The 17,719-nt window shown below is 68.7% G+C and carries 18 protein-coding genes; 8 read left to right on the top strand and 10 right to left on the bottom strand.

Annotated elements, in window-relative coordinates:
* The first annotated feature begins 102 nt into the window (after positions 1 to 102).
* Positions 103 to 357, top strand: coding sequence for a 50S ribosomal protein L31 (rpmE, locus tag AAHG03_RS16220; RefSeq protein WP_342151725.1), 255 nt, complete (start codon positions 103 to 105; stop codon positions 355 to 357).
* 106 nt (positions 358 to 463) lie between these two features.
* On the opposite strand, the gene AAHG03_RS16215 is transcribed toward rpmE, so the two are convergent.
* Positions 464 to 3,160 (bottom strand): FG-GAP-like repeat-containing protein, encoded by a 2,697-nt coding sequence (locus AAHG03_RS16215; RefSeq protein ID WP_342151724.1) that lies wholly within the window; start codon positions 3,158 to 3,160, stop codon positions 464 to 466.
* Between the two features lie 320 nt (positions 3,161 to 3,480).
* Positions 3,481 to 4,014, bottom strand: coding sequence for a protease adaptor protein RcdA (rcdA, locus tag AAHG03_RS16210; RefSeq protein WP_342151723.1), 534 nt, complete (start codon positions 4,012 to 4,014; stop codon positions 3,481 to 3,483).
* A 669-nt stretch (positions 4,015 to 4,683) separates the two neighbouring features.
* Here rcdA and rpmH point away from each other — a divergent pair.
* The 5 genes from rpmH (at position 4,684) to AAHG03_RS16185 (ending at position 8,370) form a co-directional block, all read left to right on the top strand.
* The gene (gene rpmH / locus AAHG03_RS16205) at positions 4,684 to 4,818 is read left to right on the top strand and encodes a 50S ribosomal protein L34 (RefSeq protein ID WP_012253788.1); all 135 of its coding nucleotides are present in this window, start codon (positions 4,684 to 4,686) and stop codon (positions 4,816 to 4,818) included.
* 74 nt (positions 4,819 to 4,892) lie between these two features.
* A complete protein-coding gene (rnpA, locus tag AAHG03_RS16200; protein ID WP_342151722.1) occupies positions 4,893 to 5,378 on the top strand; it encodes a ribonuclease P protein component in 486 nt (161 codons plus the stop codon).
* Positions 5,371 to 7,215 carry a membrane protein insertase YidC gene (gene yidC / locus AAHG03_RS16195; protein WP_342151721.1) on the top strand — a complete coding sequence of 615 codons (1,845 nt, stop codon included), beginning with the start codon at positions 5,371 to 5,373 and terminating at the stop codon, positions 7,213 to 7,215. The genes rnpA and yidC overlap by 8 nt, the downstream gene beginning before the upstream one ends.
* A 139-nt stretch (positions 7,216 to 7,354) precedes the next feature.
* Positions 7,355 to 8,011, top strand: coding sequence for a ribosome biogenesis GTP-binding protein YihA/YsxC (yihA, locus tag AAHG03_RS16190; protein ID WP_342151720.1), 657 nt, complete (start codon positions 7,355 to 7,357; stop codon positions 8,009 to 8,011).
* Positions 8,008 to 8,370 carry a DUF423 domain-containing protein gene (locus tag AAHG03_RS16185; protein WP_342151719.1) on the top strand — a complete coding sequence of 121 codons (363 nt, stop codon included), beginning with the start codon at positions 8,008 to 8,010 and terminating at the stop codon, positions 8,368 to 8,370. The genes yihA and AAHG03_RS16185 overlap by 4 nt, the downstream gene beginning before the upstream one ends.
* 127 nt (positions 8,371 to 8,497) lie before the next feature.
* Here the strand turns inward: AAHG03_RS16185 and AAHG03_RS16180 are convergent, their stop codons facing one another.
* Complete coding sequence (locus AAHG03_RS16180; protein WP_342151718.1) at positions 8,498 to 9,928, bottom strand: short-chain fatty acid transporter; 1,431 nt, start codon at positions 9,926 to 9,928, stop codon at positions 8,498 to 8,500.
* An 86-nt stretch (positions 9,929 to 10,014) separates the two neighbouring features.
* On the bottom strand, positions 10,015 to 10,689 hold the full coding sequence (locus AAHG03_RS16175; protein WP_342151717.1) for a metallophosphoesterase family protein: 675 nt from the start codon (positions 10,687 to 10,689) through the stop codon (positions 10,015 to 10,017).
* 201 nt (positions 10,690 to 10,890) lie between these two features.
* Between AAHG03_RS16175 and AAHG03_RS16170 the strand changes: the two genes are divergently transcribed.
* On the top strand, positions 10,891 to 11,295 hold the full coding sequence (locus AAHG03_RS16170) for a hypothetical protein (RefSeq protein WP_342151716.1): 405 nt from the start codon (positions 10,891 to 10,893) through the stop codon (positions 11,293 to 11,295).
* Positions 11,296 to 11,317: 22 nt separating this feature from the next.
* Here the strand turns inward: AAHG03_RS16170 and AAHG03_RS16165 are convergent, their stop codons facing one another.
* From AAHG03_RS16165 to AAHG03_RS16150, 4 genes are all read right to left on the bottom strand, one after another.
* Complete coding sequence (locus tag AAHG03_RS16165; RefSeq protein ID WP_342151715.1) at positions 11,318 to 11,860, bottom strand: GNAT family N-acetyltransferase; 543 nt, start codon at positions 11,858 to 11,860, stop codon at positions 11,318 to 11,320.
* Positions 11,848 to 12,171, bottom strand: a complete 324-nt coding sequence (locus tag AAHG03_RS16160; protein WP_342151714.1) for a type II toxin-antitoxin system TacA family antitoxin — start codon at positions 12,169 to 12,171, stop codon at positions 11,848 to 11,850. The genes AAHG03_RS16165 and AAHG03_RS16160 overlap by 13 nt, the downstream gene beginning before the upstream one ends.
* Positions 12,172 to 12,278: 107 nt before the next feature.
* Positions 12,279 to 14,903, bottom strand: a complete 2,625-nt coding sequence (clpB, locus tag AAHG03_RS16155; protein ID WP_342151713.1) for an ATP-dependent chaperone ClpB — start codon at positions 14,901 to 14,903, stop codon at positions 12,279 to 12,281.
* 228 nt (positions 14,904 to 15,131) lie between these two features.
* Entirely contained in the window at positions 15,132 to 15,926 is a 795-nt protein-coding gene (locus AAHG03_RS16150; RefSeq protein WP_342151712.1) for an MOSC domain-containing protein, read from the bottom strand.
* Positions 15,927 to 16,045: 119 nt separating this feature from the next.
* Between AAHG03_RS16150 and AAHG03_RS16145 the strand changes: the two genes are divergently transcribed.
* Positions 16,046 to 16,822 (top strand): MOSC domain-containing protein, encoded by a 777-nt coding sequence (locus AAHG03_RS16145; RefSeq protein WP_342151711.1) that lies wholly within the window; start codon positions 16,046 to 16,048, stop codon positions 16,820 to 16,822.
* A gap of 180 nt (positions 16,823 to 17,002) precedes the next feature.
* On the opposite strand, the gene AAHG03_RS16140 is transcribed toward AAHG03_RS16145, so the two are convergent.
* Both AAHG03_RS16140 and AAHG03_RS16135 read right to left on the bottom strand, forming a co-directional pair.
* The gene (locus tag AAHG03_RS16140) at positions 17,003 to 17,377 is read right to left on the bottom strand and encodes an energy transducer TonB family protein (RefSeq protein WP_342151710.1); all 375 of its coding nucleotides are present in this window, start codon (positions 17,375 to 17,377) and stop codon (positions 17,003 to 17,005) included.
* An 18-nt stretch (positions 17,378 to 17,395) separates the two neighbouring features.
* Complete coding sequence (locus tag AAHG03_RS16135) at positions 17,396 to 17,623, bottom strand: hypothetical protein (protein ID WP_342151709.1); 228 nt, start codon at positions 17,621 to 17,623, stop codon at positions 17,396 to 17,398.
* Between the last annotated feature and the right edge of the window lie 96 nt (positions 17,624 to 17,719).

Genomic DNA, 17,719 nt, shown 5'->3' with positions numbered 1-17,719 from the left:
GCTGAGGTATAGGCGCGCCCTCAACCGAATGCGCGCGATCTTTTGCCCTAGGCCGGTTTCACGGCGGCGTGGCCGGTCGGGTTGCTACCTCAGGAATGCGTCATGGCAAAGAATGCGGCCGAGAAGGCCAAGGGGACCGAGCACCCCGACTACCACTTCATCAAGGTCGTGATGACCGACGGCACCGAGTACCGGACCCGCTCCACCTACGGCAAGGAAGGCGACGTCCTCAACCTCGACATCGACCCGTCGACGCACCCGGCCTGGACCGGCGGCGAGCAGAAGATGCTCGATCGCGGCGGCCGCGTCTCGCGCTTCAACACCCGCTTCGCCGGCCTCGGCTTCGCCAAGAAGTGATTTTTTGGGACTCGGGCTCAGGCCCGATTCGCTGAAACGGCGCCGCTTGCGGCGCCGTTTTCGTTCGTGCCCGGTGTGGGGCGCGGCGGCCCGCGCCCGACCCGAATCAGATCACGAAAAAGTCGTCGTGGGTGAGCTTGGGCTGGCCGTCGAGCGTCGCGAACTTCACCGCGGCCCCCTTCCCCGAGCCGTCGGCATCGTAGAACAGCTCGCCGGTCGCCTGCTTGAACAGAACGCGGTCGTCGGCATCGACCTTGCCAATGCTGATGTTCTTGAACGCGCTTCCCGCCAGCGGGCCGGGCGCGAGGGCGGAGAACACGGCCTCCGACAGGCGGATCGTGTCGTCCACCGGCGCGAAATCGACGATGCGGTCGACGTTGCCGTTGCCGAGCGCGGTCGAGAACACGAAGGCGTCCTGCCCGCGTCCGCCGGTCATGACGTCGGCACCGCCCTTGCCGTCGAGGACGTTGTTGCCGTCGCCGCCGCGCAGGGCCTGGCCGAACTCGTTGCCGGTGAGATCGATGTTGAAGCGGCTCGCCGACGAGGCGATCCGCACCAGCTCGATCTCCTGGCCGGCGGCGAGCCGATAGGACGTCTCCGTCACGACGGTGTCGTAGCCGCCGCCCACCGCCTCGCGGACGACGTCGCGGGCATCGTCCACGGCGTAGGTGTCGCTGCCGGACCCGCCGATCATGGTGTCGGCGCCGCCCTTGCCGTCGAGGACGTTGGCGCTCGCGTTGCCGATGAGCGTCTGCGCCAGTTCGTTGCCCCGCAGGTAGAACTGCGTCGTCCCACCCTGTTCGAGCAGTTGCATCGTCTCGACCGACTGCCCGCCCGCGAGCGCGTAGGAGGTGGAGGCCAGCACCCGGTCGTTGCCCTGGCCGGCCGCCTCGACGACCTGATCGCCGAGGTCGTCGACGACGTATGTGTCGTCGCCCTTGCCGCCGATCATCGTGTCGGCGCCGCCCTTGCCGTCGAGCACGTTGGCGCCGGCATTGCCCCCGAGGGTCTGGGCGAACTCGTTTCCGGTCACGTTGAGCTTGGCCGTGCCGGTCGAGGCGAGGAGTTGCAGGAACTCGACCTCCTGCCCGGCCGAGAGCGCGTAGGAAATGGTGCTGAACACCCGGTCGACGCCGCCGCCGACCACCTCGAGAACCCGATCCCCGACGTTGTCGACGGAGTAGGTGTCGTTGCCGCCCTTGCCCTGCATCACGTCGGCGCCGGCGCCGCCCTCCAGGGTATCGTCCCAGTTGCCGCCGCGAAGCGTCTGCTTGAGGGCGTTGCCGGTGAGTTTGAGGCCCGTTCCGCTGCCATCGGGGAGCACCTGCGCCTGGAGAACCTCGATCTCCTGGCCGTCCCGCAGGGCGTAGCTCACGCTCGTGGTGATCGTGTCGTATCCCTGACCCGCCGCCTCGATGACGACGTCCTGGGCCGTATCGACGAAGTAGCTGTCGTCGCCCGCCAAGCCCCGGAAGGTTTCGGCGCCGCCGCGCCCCCGGAACACGTCGTTGCCGGCCGTGCCGATGAAGCCGTCGATCCGCAGCGTGCCGGCCGGATTGGCGACGGCGCCCGACAGCACGGCTTCGTTGCCGGCCAAGTCCCGGATGGCGGCGCCATTGGGCACGAGGCCCGTCACCGTGAGATCGGAGGTTCCCTGATCGACCGCCACCGTGTGGCGGAAGACGAGCTGCGTTCCCGTGGAGGCCGCCGCATCGTAGGTGGCTTGTCCGCCGTCGTTCAGGGACAGGACCAATCGCCCGGCATTCGTCACGATGACGGATTCGGACAGGGTGAGCGTGATCGCAGCGGTCTGGCCCGTCACCAGGGTCCCGGTGCCGTTGACGATGCCGGGGCCGCCGGCCGTGACGCCTGCGACGACCGGGGCGGTCATGTCCACGCGAATGCCGGTCCGTGACCCGGCGGCCGTCCCGACGCTCGCCGCGTCGAACTGTGTTTGGCCGAAGACGGAGGCGTTGAGCAGGTACGACAGAAGGGGATCCTGCGAGCCCCCGAGCCCAAAATATTTCGCACTCGTGGTGACGACGTCGAGCCGCCCGTCACTGTCGATATCCGCCAGAGCAATGCCGCTGATATTCCTGTCGGACACAAACAGTCGGACGTCTTCAAACGTCCCGTCGCCACGGCCGCGCAGGATCTCGACCGCGGAGTAATCGACCAGGAATTTCCCCCCCGGAGGAAGATACTTGTCATTCACATAGCGCACGAGATCATCGACACCGTCCGCGTCGATATCGGCAGTGACGGAGTTCGTGAAACTGGCCGCTTCAAACGGAGGAAAGGGCTGCGAAGCCTTGCTGAATCCTCTGTCACCGTCGTTCAGGTAGGTGATCGTATTACCAGAACTCTGCGTAATAATGATATCTGGGCGACCATCTTGATTCGCATCGCCGATCGCCCCCCTATCTCCATCGGAAAGAGTGTCGATCGTTCGCTTCTGGTCGAAATAGATGTTCTTCGGCAGAGGTATCCCGCCTTGGGCACCGAAGCCCGTCACGGTCAGGTCGGCCACATCCTGATTCGAGCCGACCGAGTAGGAAAATTCGAGGCGCCCCTGAGCATCGACACCGCGATCGGTAGCGACGGCACCGTTGCTGAGCGTGAGCGTGGGTCTTTGAACAAGACCGTAATAGGGGTAGTACGTCAAATCGCCGGGCGCGTAGATGGGAAAGTCGGTCACGAGCGTGAAGACGATCTGGTCGCCCGTGTTGACCGCCGTATCGGTGGCATTCGACGGGCCTGCCCGGACGATCCGGGTCAGGATCTGAGTGACTTCGGCGCTCATTCGAAGGGTCCAGCCAGGAGTCGAACGCGTCCCTGCGACGCATGACACCGGGATGATTGCACAAAACGGCAGCTTTGGGGGAGAGCACCCGGCCGGATTGCATCCGCTGTCGCGCGCGCGCCACAACCTTTGCGCGCCGCAACGATCGCATGTCCCCCTCCACGACTGCGGACTGGACAACCAGCGAGCGATTGGGCCAGGGCCGCTTGCTGCGGACGCTGGAAGTATCTTTCCGTATGGCCCTAAAATCTGCACCGGGCTCGGGTCGCGGAGGATCGGGCCGCGGCGGCTCCGGCGCGCGTGGAGCCGCCCGAAGGACGCTATTGGCCGCCGAACGCCGCCTGCAGGCGCCCGAACTGGGCCGTCACCGGGCTTTCCATCGGCACCGGGGCCGGGCGGTCCTCGCTGATGAGCTGGTCGAGGTGCAGGATGCGGGCGTGCAGCCGGCGCGAGCGGCGCACGAGGTCCTGCAGCCGCAGCGGCAGGGCGGCGAAGGTCTCGCTCGTCTCCGGCGGCACCCGATCCGGCTCGTTGAGCTTGACCCGCGTCTTCTCTTCCTGAGCCTGTATCAGGGTCAGCTCGCCCTCGGAGACGGCCCGCTGCACGAGGAGCCAGGAGGCAATCTGCATCAGGCGGGTCGTGAGCCGCATGCTCTCGCTGGCATAGGCCAGCGTCGCGTCACGCGAGATCAGGCGCGATTCGGCCCGGCCCTCGCCGTCGAGATAGGCCGCCGTCTCCTCGACCAGCAGCATCCCCTCGCGGAACAGGGCGCGGAACCCCTCCGACGCCACATAGGACTCGCCGAAGCTCACCCAATGGCGCTCGTCCCGGAACGTCACGTCGAACTCGGTCATCGGGCCTCCTGTGCCGCGCGGCGCTCGTTTCGTCCCGCTATGGGACGGGTTCGGTGCGGCTGCGTTCACGGTGGCAAGTGTAGCGCCGATTCGGGCCCGGAAGGGGCTTCACGATCTTTTAAGGTTAACGGCGCCGGAGGGGGCGCACGACGGCCCGGCGGCGGGCCGCGGCGACGAAAAAAAAGCCGCTCCGAAGAGCGGCTTGTCGCGAGTCTACAGGGAGGCATCAAACAGAGTGGACAGAAGACCCACTCAGGATCCAGACAATCTGGATGTGCCCCTTCGTACCTTGGAAAGGTTAACGGGCGGTTAAGCGGCCCAACGCCTCGCGCCGGAGACACCACCCCGGACGCACCGTTCGAAGAAGGAACGGCCGAATGCCGGGCGCGAAGAGCGCCCCGCGCAGTGGGCCTCGGCGACGCCGAGGCGTCTAACGGAGCGATAGCCAAAGCCGCGGACGCGGCTGCCGGCGCCTGAGGCCAAGCAAGAAACCCCGCGTAGCGCGGATCATTGACTTGAGACCTCCCCTCCGCCATAAGCCGCGCCATTGCGAAGCGGCGCCCCGTCCGGGCGCCCTTCGCGTTTGCAGATCCCATTTCGAGGCTCAAGGCCGGTTCGTGCGCTCGTGCAGCGCCGCCGGGCCGTCCCCTCGGCCGCCGGAGACCCGCCATGAAGAGAACCTACCAGCCCAGCAAGCTCGTCCGGAAGCGCCGTCACGGCTTCCGCGCCCGCATGGCGACCGCCGGCGGCCGCAAGGTCATCGCCGCCCGCCGCGCGCACGGCCGCAAGCGCCTCTCCGCCTGATCGCTGAGGACCGGCGCCGCCCTCGACGGGTGGTGCCGCATCGTCGGCTCATCGGAGCCGGCCTCGGAGCGCCCGTGTCGACGATCCGCCGACTCCGGCGGCGCCCTGACTTCCTGGCCGCGGCCGGGGGCCGGCGCTTCCACACCGAGCGCATGAGCGCCCAGGGGCGCCTGCGCGAGCCGGACGAGCAGCGCGACGGCGCGATCGCCGAGGGCCTGTTCCTCGGCTTCACCATCACCAAGCGCGTGGGCCATGCGACCGAACGCAACCGGATTCGCCGCCGCCTGCGCAGCGCGCTCGCTCTCGCGGCCGACGGCGCGCCCGAGATCGGGGCCGACGTGGTCGTGATCGCCCGCCGCCCGGCGATCGATGCACCGTTCGACAGCCTCGTCGAGGACCTGCGCCGGGCGCTTCGCACGGTGACCAAGCCTCCGGGCCTCAAGCAATCGACCGACCGGCCGGGCCCGGCCCGCGGCCCCCGCCGCGGCCGGGATCGGCCTGCCGGCAAGTCCTCTCCCCTTCCCGCACCGATGGCGCCTGACGGATCGACCGATGGGTAACGACAAGACGAACATGTTCGTCGCGATCGCCTTGTCTCTGGTGGTCCTGCTCGGCTGGCACTACTTCGTGACCGGCCCGGCGACCGAGAAGCAGCGGCAGCAGCAGGCGGCGGCGCAGAGCCAGACGGCCCCGCAGCCCGGCGGCACCTCGCCCGCCGACGGCGTGCCGGGCCCGAGCCCGCAGCAGGGCGGCCCCTCGGCCCCCGTGCCGGGCACCCTGCCCCAGGCCGGCCCGGTCTCGCGCGAGGACGCGCTCGCCCGCTCGGCCCGCGTCCGCATCGACACGCCCGCGCTCTACGGTTCGGTCGCGCTCAAAGGCGCGCGCATCGACGACGTGAGCCTCAAGAACTACCACGAGACCGTCAGCGACGAGAGCCCGCGCATCGTCCTGCTCTCGCCCACCGGCAGCCCGAACCCCTACTACGCCGAGTTCGGCTGGGTCGGTCAGAACGCCGGGCCGCTGCCCAACGCCGACACGCTGTGGACCGCCGAGGGCGACCTGCTGGCGCCGGGCAAGCCCGTGACGCTGACCTGGGACAACGGCCAGGGCCTCGTCTTCAAGCGCATCCTTGCGGTCGACGACAAGTTCATGTTCACGGTCCGCGACGAGGTCGAGAACAAGTCGGGCAACGCGATCACGCTCTATCCCTACAGCCTCGTCTCCCGATGGGGTAAGCCGGTCACTCAAGGGTACTACGTGCTGCACGAGGGCCTGATCGGCTGGCTCGGCGACGACCGCCTGCAGGAATACAGCTACGACGCCATCGCCAAGGAGCCGGCCTACGGCGGCGCCAACACCCGCGGCAAGGCGTGGTCGAACGTCACCGGCGGCTGGGTCGGCATCACCGACAAGTACTGGGCCGCCGCCGCGATCCCCGAGCAGGACAAGCCGTTCACCGGCGCCTTCACCGAGCGCACCGACGGCGCGACCAAGGTCTTCCAGACCAGCGTGCGCGGCGACGCCGTCTCGGTGGCGCCCGGCGCCTCCTCGGCCTCGACGCAGCGCCTGTTCGCGGGCGCCAAGGAGGTCAACCAGATCAACGAGTACAAGCGCGACCTCAACATCCGCGAGTTCGACTCGATGATCGACTGGGGCTGGTTCTGGTTCCTGACCAAGCCGATGTTCCGCGCGCTGGACTTCTTCTTCCACCTCGCGGGCAATTTCGGCGTCTCGATCCTGCTCGTGACCCTGATCCTGAAGATCTTCTTCCTGCCGATCGCCAACCGCTCCTACGTCTCCATGGCTAAGATGAAGGCCGTGCAGCCCGAGATGATGTCCATCCGGGAGCGGTACAAAGACGACAAGATGAAGCAGCAACAGGCGATGATGGAGCTGTACAAGAAGGAAAAGATCAACCCGGTCGCCGGCTGCTGGCCGGTGCTGATCCAGATCCCGGTCTTCTTCGCGCTCTACAAGGTGCTGTTCATCACCATCGAGATGCGGCATGCGCCTTTCTTCGGCTGGATTCAGGACCTCGCCGCGCCCGATCCGACGAGCATTCTGAACCTGTTCGGCCTGCTGCCCTTCGCGGCACCCGACTTCGTCCATCTCGGCGTGTGGCCGCTGATCATGGGCGTGACGATGTTCATCCAGATGAAGATGAACCCCGCGCCGCCGGACCCGGTCCAGGCGCAGGTCTTCGCCTTCATGCCGATCATCTTCACCTTCATGCTCGGCTCGTTCCCGGCCGGCCTGGTGATCTACTGGGCCTGGAACAACACCCTCTCGGTGATCCAGCAATACGTCATCATGCGCCGCAACGGCGTGAAGGTGGAGTTATGGGACAACCTTAAGGGCACGTTCAAACGCAGCAAGAACGCGCCGGCCAAGAGCTGACGCAGGCGCTTCTCCTCCCCCTTGCGGGGAGGAGGTAGGAGGTGGGGGTCGTGCAGGATGAGGCGCCCCGGTGCCTCCTGAACCACCCCCACCCCTAACCCCTCCCCGCAAGGGGGAGGGGAAAGCAGCGGCCCCCTTCATGACCCTCGCCGCCGACGAACCCACCCCCGAACTTCTGGAAGCCGGCCGCCTGCTGTTCGCGGGCGCCGCCGACTTCGTATGGGCGGCCCCCGAACTCGGGGCGCTGCCGCCGATGGAGGGCGTCGAGATCGCCTTCGCCGGGCGCTCCAACGTCGGCAAGTCGAGCCTCGTCAACGCGCTCACCGGGCGCAACACCCTGGCGCGCACCTCGCACACGCCGGGGCGGACGCAGCAGCTCAACTTCTTCCGCATCGGCGAGCGCCTGACGCTGGTGGACATGCCGGGCTACGGCTACGCCCAGGTCGAGAAGGCCAAGGTCGAGGCCTGGACCCGGCTGATCCACGCCTACCTCAAGGGCCGCTCGAACCTCGCCCGCGTCTACGTGCTGATCGATTCGCGCCACGGCCTGAAGGAGATCGACACCGCGCTGCTCGACGGGCTCGACAAGGCGGCGGTGTCCTACCAGATCGTCCTGACCAAGGGCGACGCGCTCAAGAAATCCGAGATGGACAAGCGCATCGCCGGCATCCACGCGGCGCTCGCCCGGCGCCCGGCGGCCTATCCCGAGGTGCTGCTGACATCGAGCCGCGACGACCGCGGCGTGCCGGAACTGCGTGCCAGCATCGCCCGCCTGCTGCAAGAGCGCGGCGCGTGACCGGCCTCGACCGCGCGCTCGCCGCCTTGGCCGCGCTGGCGGGCCTCCTCGGCGTCGCCGGGAGCGCCGCGGCCGCGCATACCAGCGGCGGCGAGACGCTGAAGACGGCCTCCCAGTTCCTGCTGTTCCACGCCCCCGCGATCCTGGCGCTGGTGGCCCTCGCCGCCGCCGGGCTGACCCGCGGCGCTCTCACCCGCACGGCGGCGGGCGCGCTGGTCGTCGGGCTCGCGCTGTTCTCGGGCGACCTCGCGATGCGGGCGCTGGCTGGCCAGCCGCTCTTCCCGATGGCCGCGCCGACGGGCGGCTTCGTGCTGATGGCCGGCTGGCTCCTCGCCGCGGTCGCGGCCCTGATCCCGTAACGGGTTCCCAAAGGGCGAGCCCTTTGGCGGGGCGCCGGGGCAGCGCCCCGGCTTCCCTTCAACCAGGGCTTTGCCCTGGACCCACGAAAGGGATGATCCCTTTCGAAACCCGGATTTCGGCGTGCCCTCAGCTCGGAATCACCGGCGGGTGGTATTCCAGCGTGAAGGCCAGCGCCCAGAGCAGGAACAGCACCACCGGCAGGTGGACGACCAGCTGCAAAAAGCTGAAGCCGACGATGTCGCGGGCCTTGAGGCCCAGGATGCCGAGCAGCGGCAGCATGAAGAACGGGTTGATCAGGTTCGGCAGCGCTTCGGCCGCATTGTAGACCTGCACCGCCCAGCCGAGATGCACCTTCAATTCGTTGGCCGCCTGCATCACGTAGGGCGCTTCCAACAGCCACTTGCCGCCCCCAGACGGGATGAAGAAGCCGAGCAGCGCCGAGTAGACGCCCATGGCGAGCGGGAAGCTCCCTTGCGTGTTCAGCGACACGAAGGCGTGGGAGATCACGTGCGAGAGGCTGTCGCCGGCGCCGTTCTTGGCCCCCGTCAGGATCGCCGCGATGGCCGCGTAGAACGGGAACTGGATCAGGATGCCGGCGGTGGCCGGCACCGACTTGGCCAGAGCCGCGAGGAAGCGCTTCGGGCGCCAGTGCAGCACGAAGCCGGTCATCAGGAACAGGAAGTTGTAGGTGTTGAGGCTGGAGATCGCGACCATCCAGTCCTGGCGCTGGAATTCCTGGATCAGCCAGCCCGCGGCGAGCAGGCCGATCAGCACCGTCAGCACGGGCGCGTGCTCCAGCCACTCGCCCGGTTGCTTCGGGGGCTCGACCGCCTGCTCCTCCTTGGTGACATCGACGCCGAGATCCTGCGCCGTCACCGCCGTGTCCGGCCCCGGCGCCGAGGCGATGGCGATCACCGCCGAGAGGACGACGAGGATCGCGGTGATGAGCATCGACTGCCAGAGGAAGATCGTCTCGCTGAACGGGATCACGCCGGTGATCTGCAACAGCCCCGGCGGCAGGCTCTTCGGATTGGCCTGAAGCTGCGCGGCGGACGAGGACAGGCCCATCGCCCAGGTGGCGCCGAGGCCGAGATACGCGGCCGCACCCGCGGCGCGGTAATCCATCCTGAGGTCGGTGCGGCGGGCCAGCGCCCGGGCGAGCAAACCGCCGAAGATCAGGCTGAGGCCCCAGGACAGGAGCGAGGACAGCATGGTGGCGAGCGCCACGTAGCCGATGGCGCCGCGACCGGTCTTGGGCACCTGTGCCATCCGCTCGATCAGCGCCTGCACGGGGGCGGAGGTCGCCACCACGTAGCCGCCGATGGTGACGAACACCATCTGCATGGTGAAGGGGATCAGGCTCCAGAAGCCGTCGCCGAAGCTCTTCGTCACCGCCTGGACCGGCGCGCCGTTGAGGAGGGCCGCGCCCGCCACGATCACCACCGCGATCGCCACGAACACGAAGGCGTCGGGGAACCACTTCTCCGCCCAATCGGTGAAGCGCAGCGCGAGGCGTGCGAGCCCGCTGTCCTCGCGGCGTCGGCTGTCCGGCGTCATGGTGTTCCCGTCCGTTTCCCCGCGCTCGAGGCGCCTTTCGCCCGGTATGCAGCGGAAGCGGGGACGGCCTCAAGGGCGCGCGGGGATTACGAAGCCCGAACGCTCAGGATTTCCTCAGGGCGCCCCTGGCGGCCCGAAAACACCCCCGCGCTCAGGGCGTTGCCGTAGACCGCGCCGGTGTCGAGGTTGGTGCGGAAGCGCTTCAGTTCCGGCCCGCCGCGGGTCTGGGGCGTGTGGCCGTGGACGACGTGGCGGCCGAAATCGTGCTCCTCCGACAGGAACGGCTCGCGCATCCACAGATGCACCTCGCGGTCGGGGTCGGGCACCTCGGCCTCCGGCCGGAAGCCGGCATGGACGTACCAGCGCTGTGGGTCCGCATGCAGCGTCGGCAATCCCTCGACCCAGTCGAGCACGTCGCCGGGAATCTCTTCCGGCCCCGCCGCATCGAACGAGGCGAGCGTCGCCGTCCCGCCGTTGGCGAGCCAATGGTCGAGGGCGCCGGGTTCCTGCAGCGTCTTCAGCAGCATCGCCTCGTGGTTGCCCATCAGGCAGACCACGTCGTCGGGCTCGCGCCATTGCAGCTTGCGAAGCGTCTCGATCACCCGCGCGCTGTCGGGCCCGCGGTCGATGTAATCGCCGAGGAACACGAGTTTCTTCGCGCGCCCCGCGGCATGGGCGTCGATGCGCTCCAACAGCGCGTCGAGCAGATCGGCGCAGCCATGGATGTCGCCGATGGCGTAGGTGAGCGTTTCGGCGGTCATGCGGCCGTTGTCGGCGGGTTCTTTTCGCGATGCAAGGCGACACGTTGGGCCGCCCGGCCGGTTCTCTCACCCCTCACCATCACGCGAACGTGATGTCGCCAACATGGATTAAAGCCAAGTCTCAGTTTTCAGCCCCTAACCATCGCGTGTATTCCACCCGCCGCCATCGCGCCCGAGCGGCGGATGGGGAGGAATCAGACGATGCGTGGCCTGTCCTTGATCGGTGCGGCGTTCCTGTGCTGCGCCCTGCCCGCCGTCGGCTGGGCGCAGCAGATTCCAATTCAGCAACGTGTCGTCCCCTCGGGGCGACCGCAACAGATCAACTTCATCACGACCATGGACCCGGACTGTCACCTGACCGGCTCAGGTGATTTCACGATTCTCGAAGGTCCGGCCCACGGCCGGGTCAGCATGGAACGCGGGATCGATTTCCCCAACTACCCGCCCAACAATCCACGTTCCCGCTGCAACACGCGCAAACTCGCGGGCAACAAGCTCGTCTATCAATCGGCGCCCGGCTTCGTCGGCGAGGACGACTTCGTGCTCGAAATGGTCGGGAAGTATGGCAGCGTGATGCGCGCGCGTTATCACATCGCGGTTCGCTGACACGAGGAGCGCACGGGGCGCGTCACCCGAACTCCCCGTCGAAGGCCGCCATCACGGTCTCGATCGGCAGGAACAGCGTGCGACTGTCCTGCGGGTACTCGATGAACTCGGCGCATTTCAGATAGAAACGCCGCGCGGCGTCGTCCTTGGCGTGGACCATCACGGCGCCGATGCCGATGCTCCGCGACGCGAGGGCGATGCGGCGCAACGCGTCGGACAGGAGGTCGGCCCCGAGCCCGCGGCCGGCATGTTCGCGGCTGACCGCCAAACGTCCGATCACCGAGACCGGGATCGTGTCGGGCGCGTTGCGCCGCAACTTTCCCGGTGCGGCGGAGCGCTCGACGGCTCCGGCCGAGATGCAGAAATAGGCGACAACCCTGTTGCCGTCGCAGACGACGTAGGTCCGGGAGAACCCGCTCTCGTTCTTCAAGGCCCGGTGCCGCAGCCACTCGTCGAGCGCCGGCTCGCCACAGGCGAAGGCGGACAGATCGTGCCCGGCCGTCAGGGGAACAGGAGCGGAAAGGACCGGCTCAGGCTGCTCCGGTTCGCCGCCTACGTCCGCCATGCCGGCGCGCGGCGCATCAGCGCCCTCAGCTTCGGCCCCGGCGCAGGCGGGTTGTCGAGCGCGTGCAGGAACGCGTCGTAGCCGTCGGGATCGAGCCGGAAGAGCCGTCGATCCAGCAGCACATCAATGGCGTGCCGCCGCGCCGTCTCGACCATGAACTCGGTCCGCGTCTTGCCCAGGAGCGCCGCCGCATCGTCGATGAGCCGGCGGGTGTCGGCCTCGATGCGCAGGTTGACGCTTCCCTTCGCCTCCGCGGGCGGAAGCCGCTCGGCCAGCGCAGTCTCGGACGATGAAGCGGGTGCCTTCGCCATGGCGCAACCCTCGCACAGCGTATGGACAGTGTCCATACAAACGCGAAGGGCCGGGATCGGCTCCGAACCCATCCCGGCCCTTCACTGAGCTGAGACCCGGCGAAGGATCAGTTCAACAACACCCCTGCGGGCCGGCGCTCGGCGGCGATGTCGCCGATCATCAGGCCGGCCGGGCCGACGCGCACCGGCACGGTCTCGCCGTCGTGGATCGCGCCCGAGAGCAGGGCCTCGGCGAGCGGGTCCTGCACGGTCTTCTGGATCACGCGCTTGAGCGGGCGCGCGCCGTAGGCCGGGTCATAGCCCTTGTCGGCGAGCCAGGTGCGGGCCTCCTCGTCAAGGTCGAGGGCGATCTTGCGATCCTCCAAGAGCTTGGCGAGGCGCCCGAGCTGGATGTCGACGATCGCCCCCATCTCCGAGCGCGCGAGGCGGTGGAACAGGATGATCTCATCGACCCGGTTCAGGAATTCCGGCCGGAAATGATTTCTCACGACGCCCATGACTTCATCGCGAACGGCGTCCGTATCCTGCCCGGCAGGCTGACTGACGAGAAACTCGGCGCCGAGGTTCGAGGTCATGATCAGCAGCGTGTTGCGGAAATCGACCGTGCGGCCCTGCCCGTCGGTCAGGCGCCCGTCGTCGAGCACCTGAAGCAGGACATTGAACACGTCCGGATGCGCCTTCTCGACCTCGTCGAACAGCACGACCTGATAGGGCCGGCGCCGCACGGCCTCGGTGAGCGCGCCGCCCTCCTCGTAGCCGACATAGCCCGGGGGCGCGCCGATGAGGCGGGCGACCGCGTGCTTCTCCATGTACTCGGACATATCGATGCGGACCAACGCCGTGTCGTCGTCGAACAGGAAGCCCGCGAGCGCCTTGGTCAGCTCGGTCTTGCCGACGCCCGTGGGGCCGAGGAACATGAACGAGCCGATCGGCCGGTTCGGGTCCTGAAGGCCGGCGCGCGCGCGACGCACCGCGGTCGAGACCGCCTCCACCGCCTCGCGCTGGCCGACGACGCGGCGCCCCAGCGTCTCCTCCATCGCCAGCAGCTTCTCGCGCTCGCCCTCCAGCATCTTGTCGACGGGCACGCCGGTCCAGCGCGAGACGACGCCCGCGATGTGGGCCGGCGTCACCGCCTCCTCGACCATGCCGTCGCGGGCCGAGGCGCCCTCGCCCGCGGCCTCGATCTCGGCCAGACGCTTTTCCAGGCCGGGGATGACGCCGTAGGCGAGTTCGCCCGCGCGCTGGTACTGGCCCTGGCGCTGCGCCGCCGCGAGGTCGTTGCGGGCCTCGTCGAGCTTCTTCTTCAGCTCGGCGGCGGCCCCCAGCTTGTCCTTCTCGGCCTTCCAGCGGGCGGTGATCGAGGCGGACTGCTCCTCCAAGTTGGCCAGTTCACCTTCCAGCCGCACGAGGCGGTCGCGGGAGGCGGAATCGGTCTCCTTCTTCAGGGCCTCGGCCTCGATCTTCAGGCGCACGATCTCGCGGTCGATCGAGTCGAGCTCTTCCGGCTTCGAGTCGACCTGCATGCGCAGGCGCGAGCCGGCCTCGTCCACGAGGTCGATGGCCTTGTCCGGCAGGAAGCGGTCGGTGATGTAGCGGTTCGAGAGCGTGGCCGCCGCCACTAGCGCCGAGTCCTGGATGCGCACGCCGTGGTGCTGCTCGTACTTCTCCTTGATGCCGCGCAGGATCGACACCGTGTCCTCGACGGTGGGCTCGGACACGAAGACGGGCTGGAAGCGCCGGGCGAGCGCGGCGTCCTTCTCGACATGCTTGCGGTACTCGTCGAGGGTCGTCGCGCCGACGCAGTGCAGCTCGCCGCGGGCGAGCGCGGGCTTCAGCAGGTTCGAGGCGTCCATGGCGCCGTCGGCCTTTCCGGCCCCGACCAGCGTGTGCATCTCGTCGATGAACAGGATGATCCGGCCTTCCGCCGCCGTCACCTCGGACAGCACGCCCTTCAGGCGCTCCTCGAACTCGCCGCGATACTTCGCGCCGGCGATCAGCGCGCCCATGTCGAGGGCGAGCAGGCTCTTCTCCTTCAGGCTCTCCGGCACGTCGCCGTTGACGATGCGCAGGGCCAGCCCCTCGACGATGGCGGTCTTGCCGACGCCGGGCTCGCCGATCAGCACGGGATTGTTCTTGGTGCGCCGCGACAGCACCTGAATGGTGCGGCGGATCTCCTCGTCGCGGCCGATCACCGGATCGAGCTTGCCCTCGCGGGCCGCTTCCGTGAGATCGCGGGCGTATTTCTTCAGCGCGTCGTAGGCGTTCTCGGCGCTGGCGTTGTCGGCGGTGCGGCCCTTGCGCAGGGCATTGATCGCGCCGTTGAGCGAGGCCGCGGTGACGCCCGCCGCCGTCAGGATGCGGCCGGCCTCCGACTCCTTCTCGACCGCGAAGGCCAGCAGCAGCCGCTCGACGGTGACGTAGGAATCGCCCGCCTTCTCGGCGGCTTTTTCCGCGGTGTCGAACAGGCGCACGAGGTCGCGCGTCGCCTGCGGCTGCGCGGAGTTGCCCGACACCTTCGGCTGCTTGGCGAGCCACTGCTCGGCCTGCGCCAGCGCGACGCGCGACTGGCCGCCGGCGCGGTCGATCAGGCCGGCGCAGAGCCCTTCGGAATCGTCGAGCAGGACCTTGAGGAGATGGCCGGGCGCGAGCTGCGGGTTGCCCTCGCGGAGGGCGAGGTTCTGCGCCGCCTGGACGAAGCCGCGGGCGCGCTCGGTGTATTTTTCGAAATTCATTCGCGTGTCCTTCCCCGGATCGAACGGTTTCCGCCCGCCTTCTCGCGGCACGGATCGGTCGATGCGTTGCCCCGCGGGGTCGGCCCCGCCGGAGCACCGACGCTGTGGCAGCCGTCGGCAGGGGCTGAAGTGGGTGTTGCCTTTTCGTAACACAAGGGGCGGCGGCCGACCGAAAGGGCCGCACGGGGCGGGTCTGCGCGCACGGCAGGCGGGCGGGACTTTCCGGTCTCAGGCGGCGCCGGAGAGGGGCGCCGGGGCGGTCACGGCATCGCCCTGGCTCACCTCGCCGTCGGCCAGCACTTCGAGATAGATGCCGAGATCGACATGGCCGAAATGGCGCTTGAGGTCGCGCGGGAGCGTGGTGTCCCGCGCGGCGGTCGTGGGATCGACATCGACCGCGGCGCAGCGCGGCGTGCGAGCGAGACCCCGGAAGCGGACGGCGCCGATGCCGACCTCCTGCCCGACCCAGTCCAGCTCGACCCAGGGCGCGAGGCCGTCGACGTAGATGTTGGCGCGGAAGCGCAAGGGATCGAGCGGTCGGCCGACCCGCTCCTCGAGCGCCCGCACGGAGGCGAGGTTGACGAACGAGACCGCCCGCATGAAGGCCGGCGAGATCACGCTGCCGTCGGTGAACTTGTGCCCCTCGGCCCGCACCAGCCGGGGACGCCCCTTGGCGGCGGGACCGATATAGGCCTCGAAGAACCGCTCGACTGCCTCGCGGCCGGGCTCCGTCGAAAGGTCTTCCCGCAGCACGTCCCGCCCGTCCTGCACGATGGTGAGCCGGCCCGTCTCCGGATCGAAGCGAGTACTGAGCGCCGCCAGGGGCGCATTGCCCCGCAGCATCAGAAAATAGCCTTTGTCGAGCGGCTCCGGCGCCTGCGGATCGAACGCCGTGGTGCCGAGCGCGAGCGCGTATTCGCGGTCGTGGGCGAGACCGGCCGTATGGCTGAGACCGAGCGCGGGCAGCGGCTCGGCCGAGAGCCCCTTCACGGGATAGCGGTACAGAGCGGTGACGTGAGCCATGCGGACGGATCCCTTGAGAAGGGTGCAGGCTCGTGGAAGTGCGGCGCGCGCGCCATCCGCAGTTCGTCGTAGGTCGGGCGCGCTTGCCAAGCCCCGGCGCGGGGCTCTAGCCAGGGCGCATGACCACCGACACGCCGCGCATCGCCGCCCTCTACCGCTACCCCGTGAAGGGCCTGTCGCCGGAGGCGCTGGAGAGCGCCGAGCTGGAGACGAGCGGCTACTTTCCCGGCGACCGGCTCTACGCCATCGAGAACGGCCCTTCCGGCTTCAACGAGGTGGCGCCGCGCCATCTGCCCAAGGTCGCCTACCTGATGCTGATGCGCAACGAGGCGCTGGCGCGGCTGCGCACCCGCTTCGACGAGACGACCCATCGCCTGACCATCGAGGAGAACGGCGCGGAGGCGGTTTCGGCCGACCTGAGCACGGAGGAGGGCCGGGAGGCGGTCGCCGCCTTCATGAAGGGGTTCGTGCCGCACGAGTTGCGCGGCGCGCCGCGGGTGCTGGCCTCCCCGCCCGGCTACCGCTTCACCGATGCCCGCGACGGCTACGTCTCGCTCGTCAACCGGGCGAGCGTGCAGGCGGTCGAGGATCTGGTCGGTGCCCCCGTCGATCCGTTGCGCTTTCGCGCCAACCTCTATCTCGACGGGCTGGGGCCCTGGGCGGAGAACGACCTGCTCGGCAAGGTTTTCGAGACGCCGGGCGGGGTGCGGCTGAAGCTGGCGCGGCGCACGGTGCGGTGTGCGGCGGTCAACGTCGATCCCGAGACCGGCATCCGCGATCTGGCGATCCCGTCGGCGCTGTCGAAGGGCCTCGGCCACAGCGATTGCGGCGTCTACGCCGAGGTGCTGGCCGGCGGCACCGTGCGGGCGGACGAGGTTTTACGCGTCGTGGGTTGAGAGCCTGTCCGACGCGACGCCCCTCCCATCCTCACCCTCATCCTGAGGTGTTGCGAAGCAGCCTCGAAGGAGGGCTCCAGTTCGCTCAGCGATCCCTGGAGCCCTCCTTCGAGGCTCCGCTTCGCTCCGCACCTCAGGATGAGGGTGAGGGGTGGACGAAGCGCAGCATCGGACCGGCCCTCAGTAATATCGGGGCGGGAAATGCAGCGGCACGGTGACCCCAATCGACGGGATGCCGAGTTCGGCAGGGATCGGCGGCAGCTCGGAGCCGAGCGGAACCGCTTCCATGGCCAGGCGGTCGATATAGGGGTTGCCCGAGGAGGTGTGGATCTCGGACGCCGCGACCTTGCCGGTCCGGTCGATCCGAAACCGTACCCGCGCGATGCCGCCGGTCTGGCTGCGATAGCGGATGCGATGCATCCGGCCCAGGATGTCCAGCGCGATCCGGGCCTTGTAAGCCGCGAAGGCTGGAGTCTCGGCGGGCCGCCCCTCTCGCGCCTCGGCCGGGCCGAGCGCGAGGATCAGTCCGAACGCCGCTGCGATCAGGAAAGGCACGTCCGTCCCGTCCGCTGGTCAGCCCCGGCGGCGCTGGCCGGCGCGGGCGGTGAGCCAGAGTGGCTCGGGCTCGGCGCAGGGCAGAAGCGCGGCCACCGCGTCGAGATCGACGGCGTAGGAATCGGTCAGCTTGCGCCAGATGTCCGCCGAGGAGCCCGCGCCCTGGCCGATGCGCTCGACGGCGCGGGCGATCAGGCCGGGATGGGTGAGGCTGGGACGGGGTTCCGGAAGGTCGGCGTTGAGCATGACGTGTCGCCCCCTGGTGACGGGTCGATCATCGGGGCGGCGTGGTTAACGAATTGTTGCAATCGCCCCTTAGGCGTTCACGACTTCGTGGCCTGC

This window comes from Methylorubrum subtropicum (genome assembly GCF_038442325.1).
GTDB classification, from domain to species: Bacteria; Pseudomonadota; Alphaproteobacteria; order Rhizobiales; family Beijerinckiaceae; genus Methylobacterium; species Methylobacterium subtropicum.
This window is presented reverse-complemented; position numbering and strand designations above follow the sequence as displayed.

Bases quoted from the DNA above. Each gene is read 5' to 3' on its own strand.
- rcdA (WP_342151723.1), bottom strand. From the start codon at position 4,014: ATGACCGAGTTCGACGTGACGTTCCGGGACGAGCGCCATTGGGTGAGC.
- AAHG03_RS16145 (WP_342151711.1), top strand. From the start codon at position 16,046: ATGACCACCGACACGCCGCGCATCGCCGCCCTCTACCGCTACCCCGTG.
- AAHG03_RS16160 (WP_342151714.1), bottom strand. From the start codon at position 12,171: ATGGCGAAGGCACCCGCTTCATCGTCCGAGACTGCGCTGGCCGAGCGG.
- AAHG03_RS16175 (WP_342151717.1), bottom strand. From the start codon at position 10,689: ATGACCGCCGAAACGCTCACCTACGCCATCGGCGACATCCATGGCTGC.
- yidC (WP_342151721.1), top strand. From the start codon at position 5,371: ATGGGTAACGACAAGACGAACATGTTCGTCGCGATCGCCTTGTCTCTG.
- AAHG03_RS16215 (WP_342151724.1), bottom strand. From the start codon at position 3,160: ATGAGCGCCGAAGTCACTCAGATCCTGACCCGGATCGTCCGGGCAGGC.
- AAHG03_RS16180 (WP_342151718.1), bottom strand. From the start codon at position 9,928: ATGACGCCGGACAGCCGACGCCGCGAGGACAGCGGGCTCGCACGCCTC.
- AAHG03_RS16170 (WP_342151716.1), top strand. From the start codon at position 10,891: ATGCGTGGCCTGTCCTTGATCGGTGCGGCGTTCCTGTGCTGCGCCCTG.
- AAHG03_RS16165 (WP_342151715.1), bottom strand. From the start codon at position 11,860: ATGGCGGACGTAGGCGGCGAACCGGAGCAGCCTGAGCCGGTCCTTTCC.
- AAHG03_RS16135 (WP_342151709.1), bottom strand. From the start codon at position 17,623: ATGCTCAACGCCGACCTTCCGGAACCCCGTCCCAGCCTCACCCATCCC.
- clpB (WP_342151713.1), bottom strand. From the start codon at position 14,903: ATGAATTTCGAAAAATACACCGAGCGCGCCCGCGGCTTCGTCCAGGCG.
- yihA (WP_342151720.1), top strand. From the start codon at position 7,355: ATGACCCTCGCCGCCGACGAACCCACCCCCGAACTTCTGGAAGCCGGC.
- rpmE (WP_342151725.1), top strand. From the start codon at position 103: ATGGCAAAGAATGCGGCCGAGAAGGCCAAGGGGACCGAGCACCCCGAC.
- rpmH (WP_012253788.1), top strand. From the start codon at position 4,684: ATGAAGAGAACCTACCAGCCCAGCAAGCTCGTCCGGAAGCGCCGTCAC.
- AAHG03_RS16150 (WP_342151712.1), bottom strand. From the start codon at position 15,926: ATGGCTCACGTCACCGCTCTGTACCGCTATCCCGTGAAGGGGCTCTCG.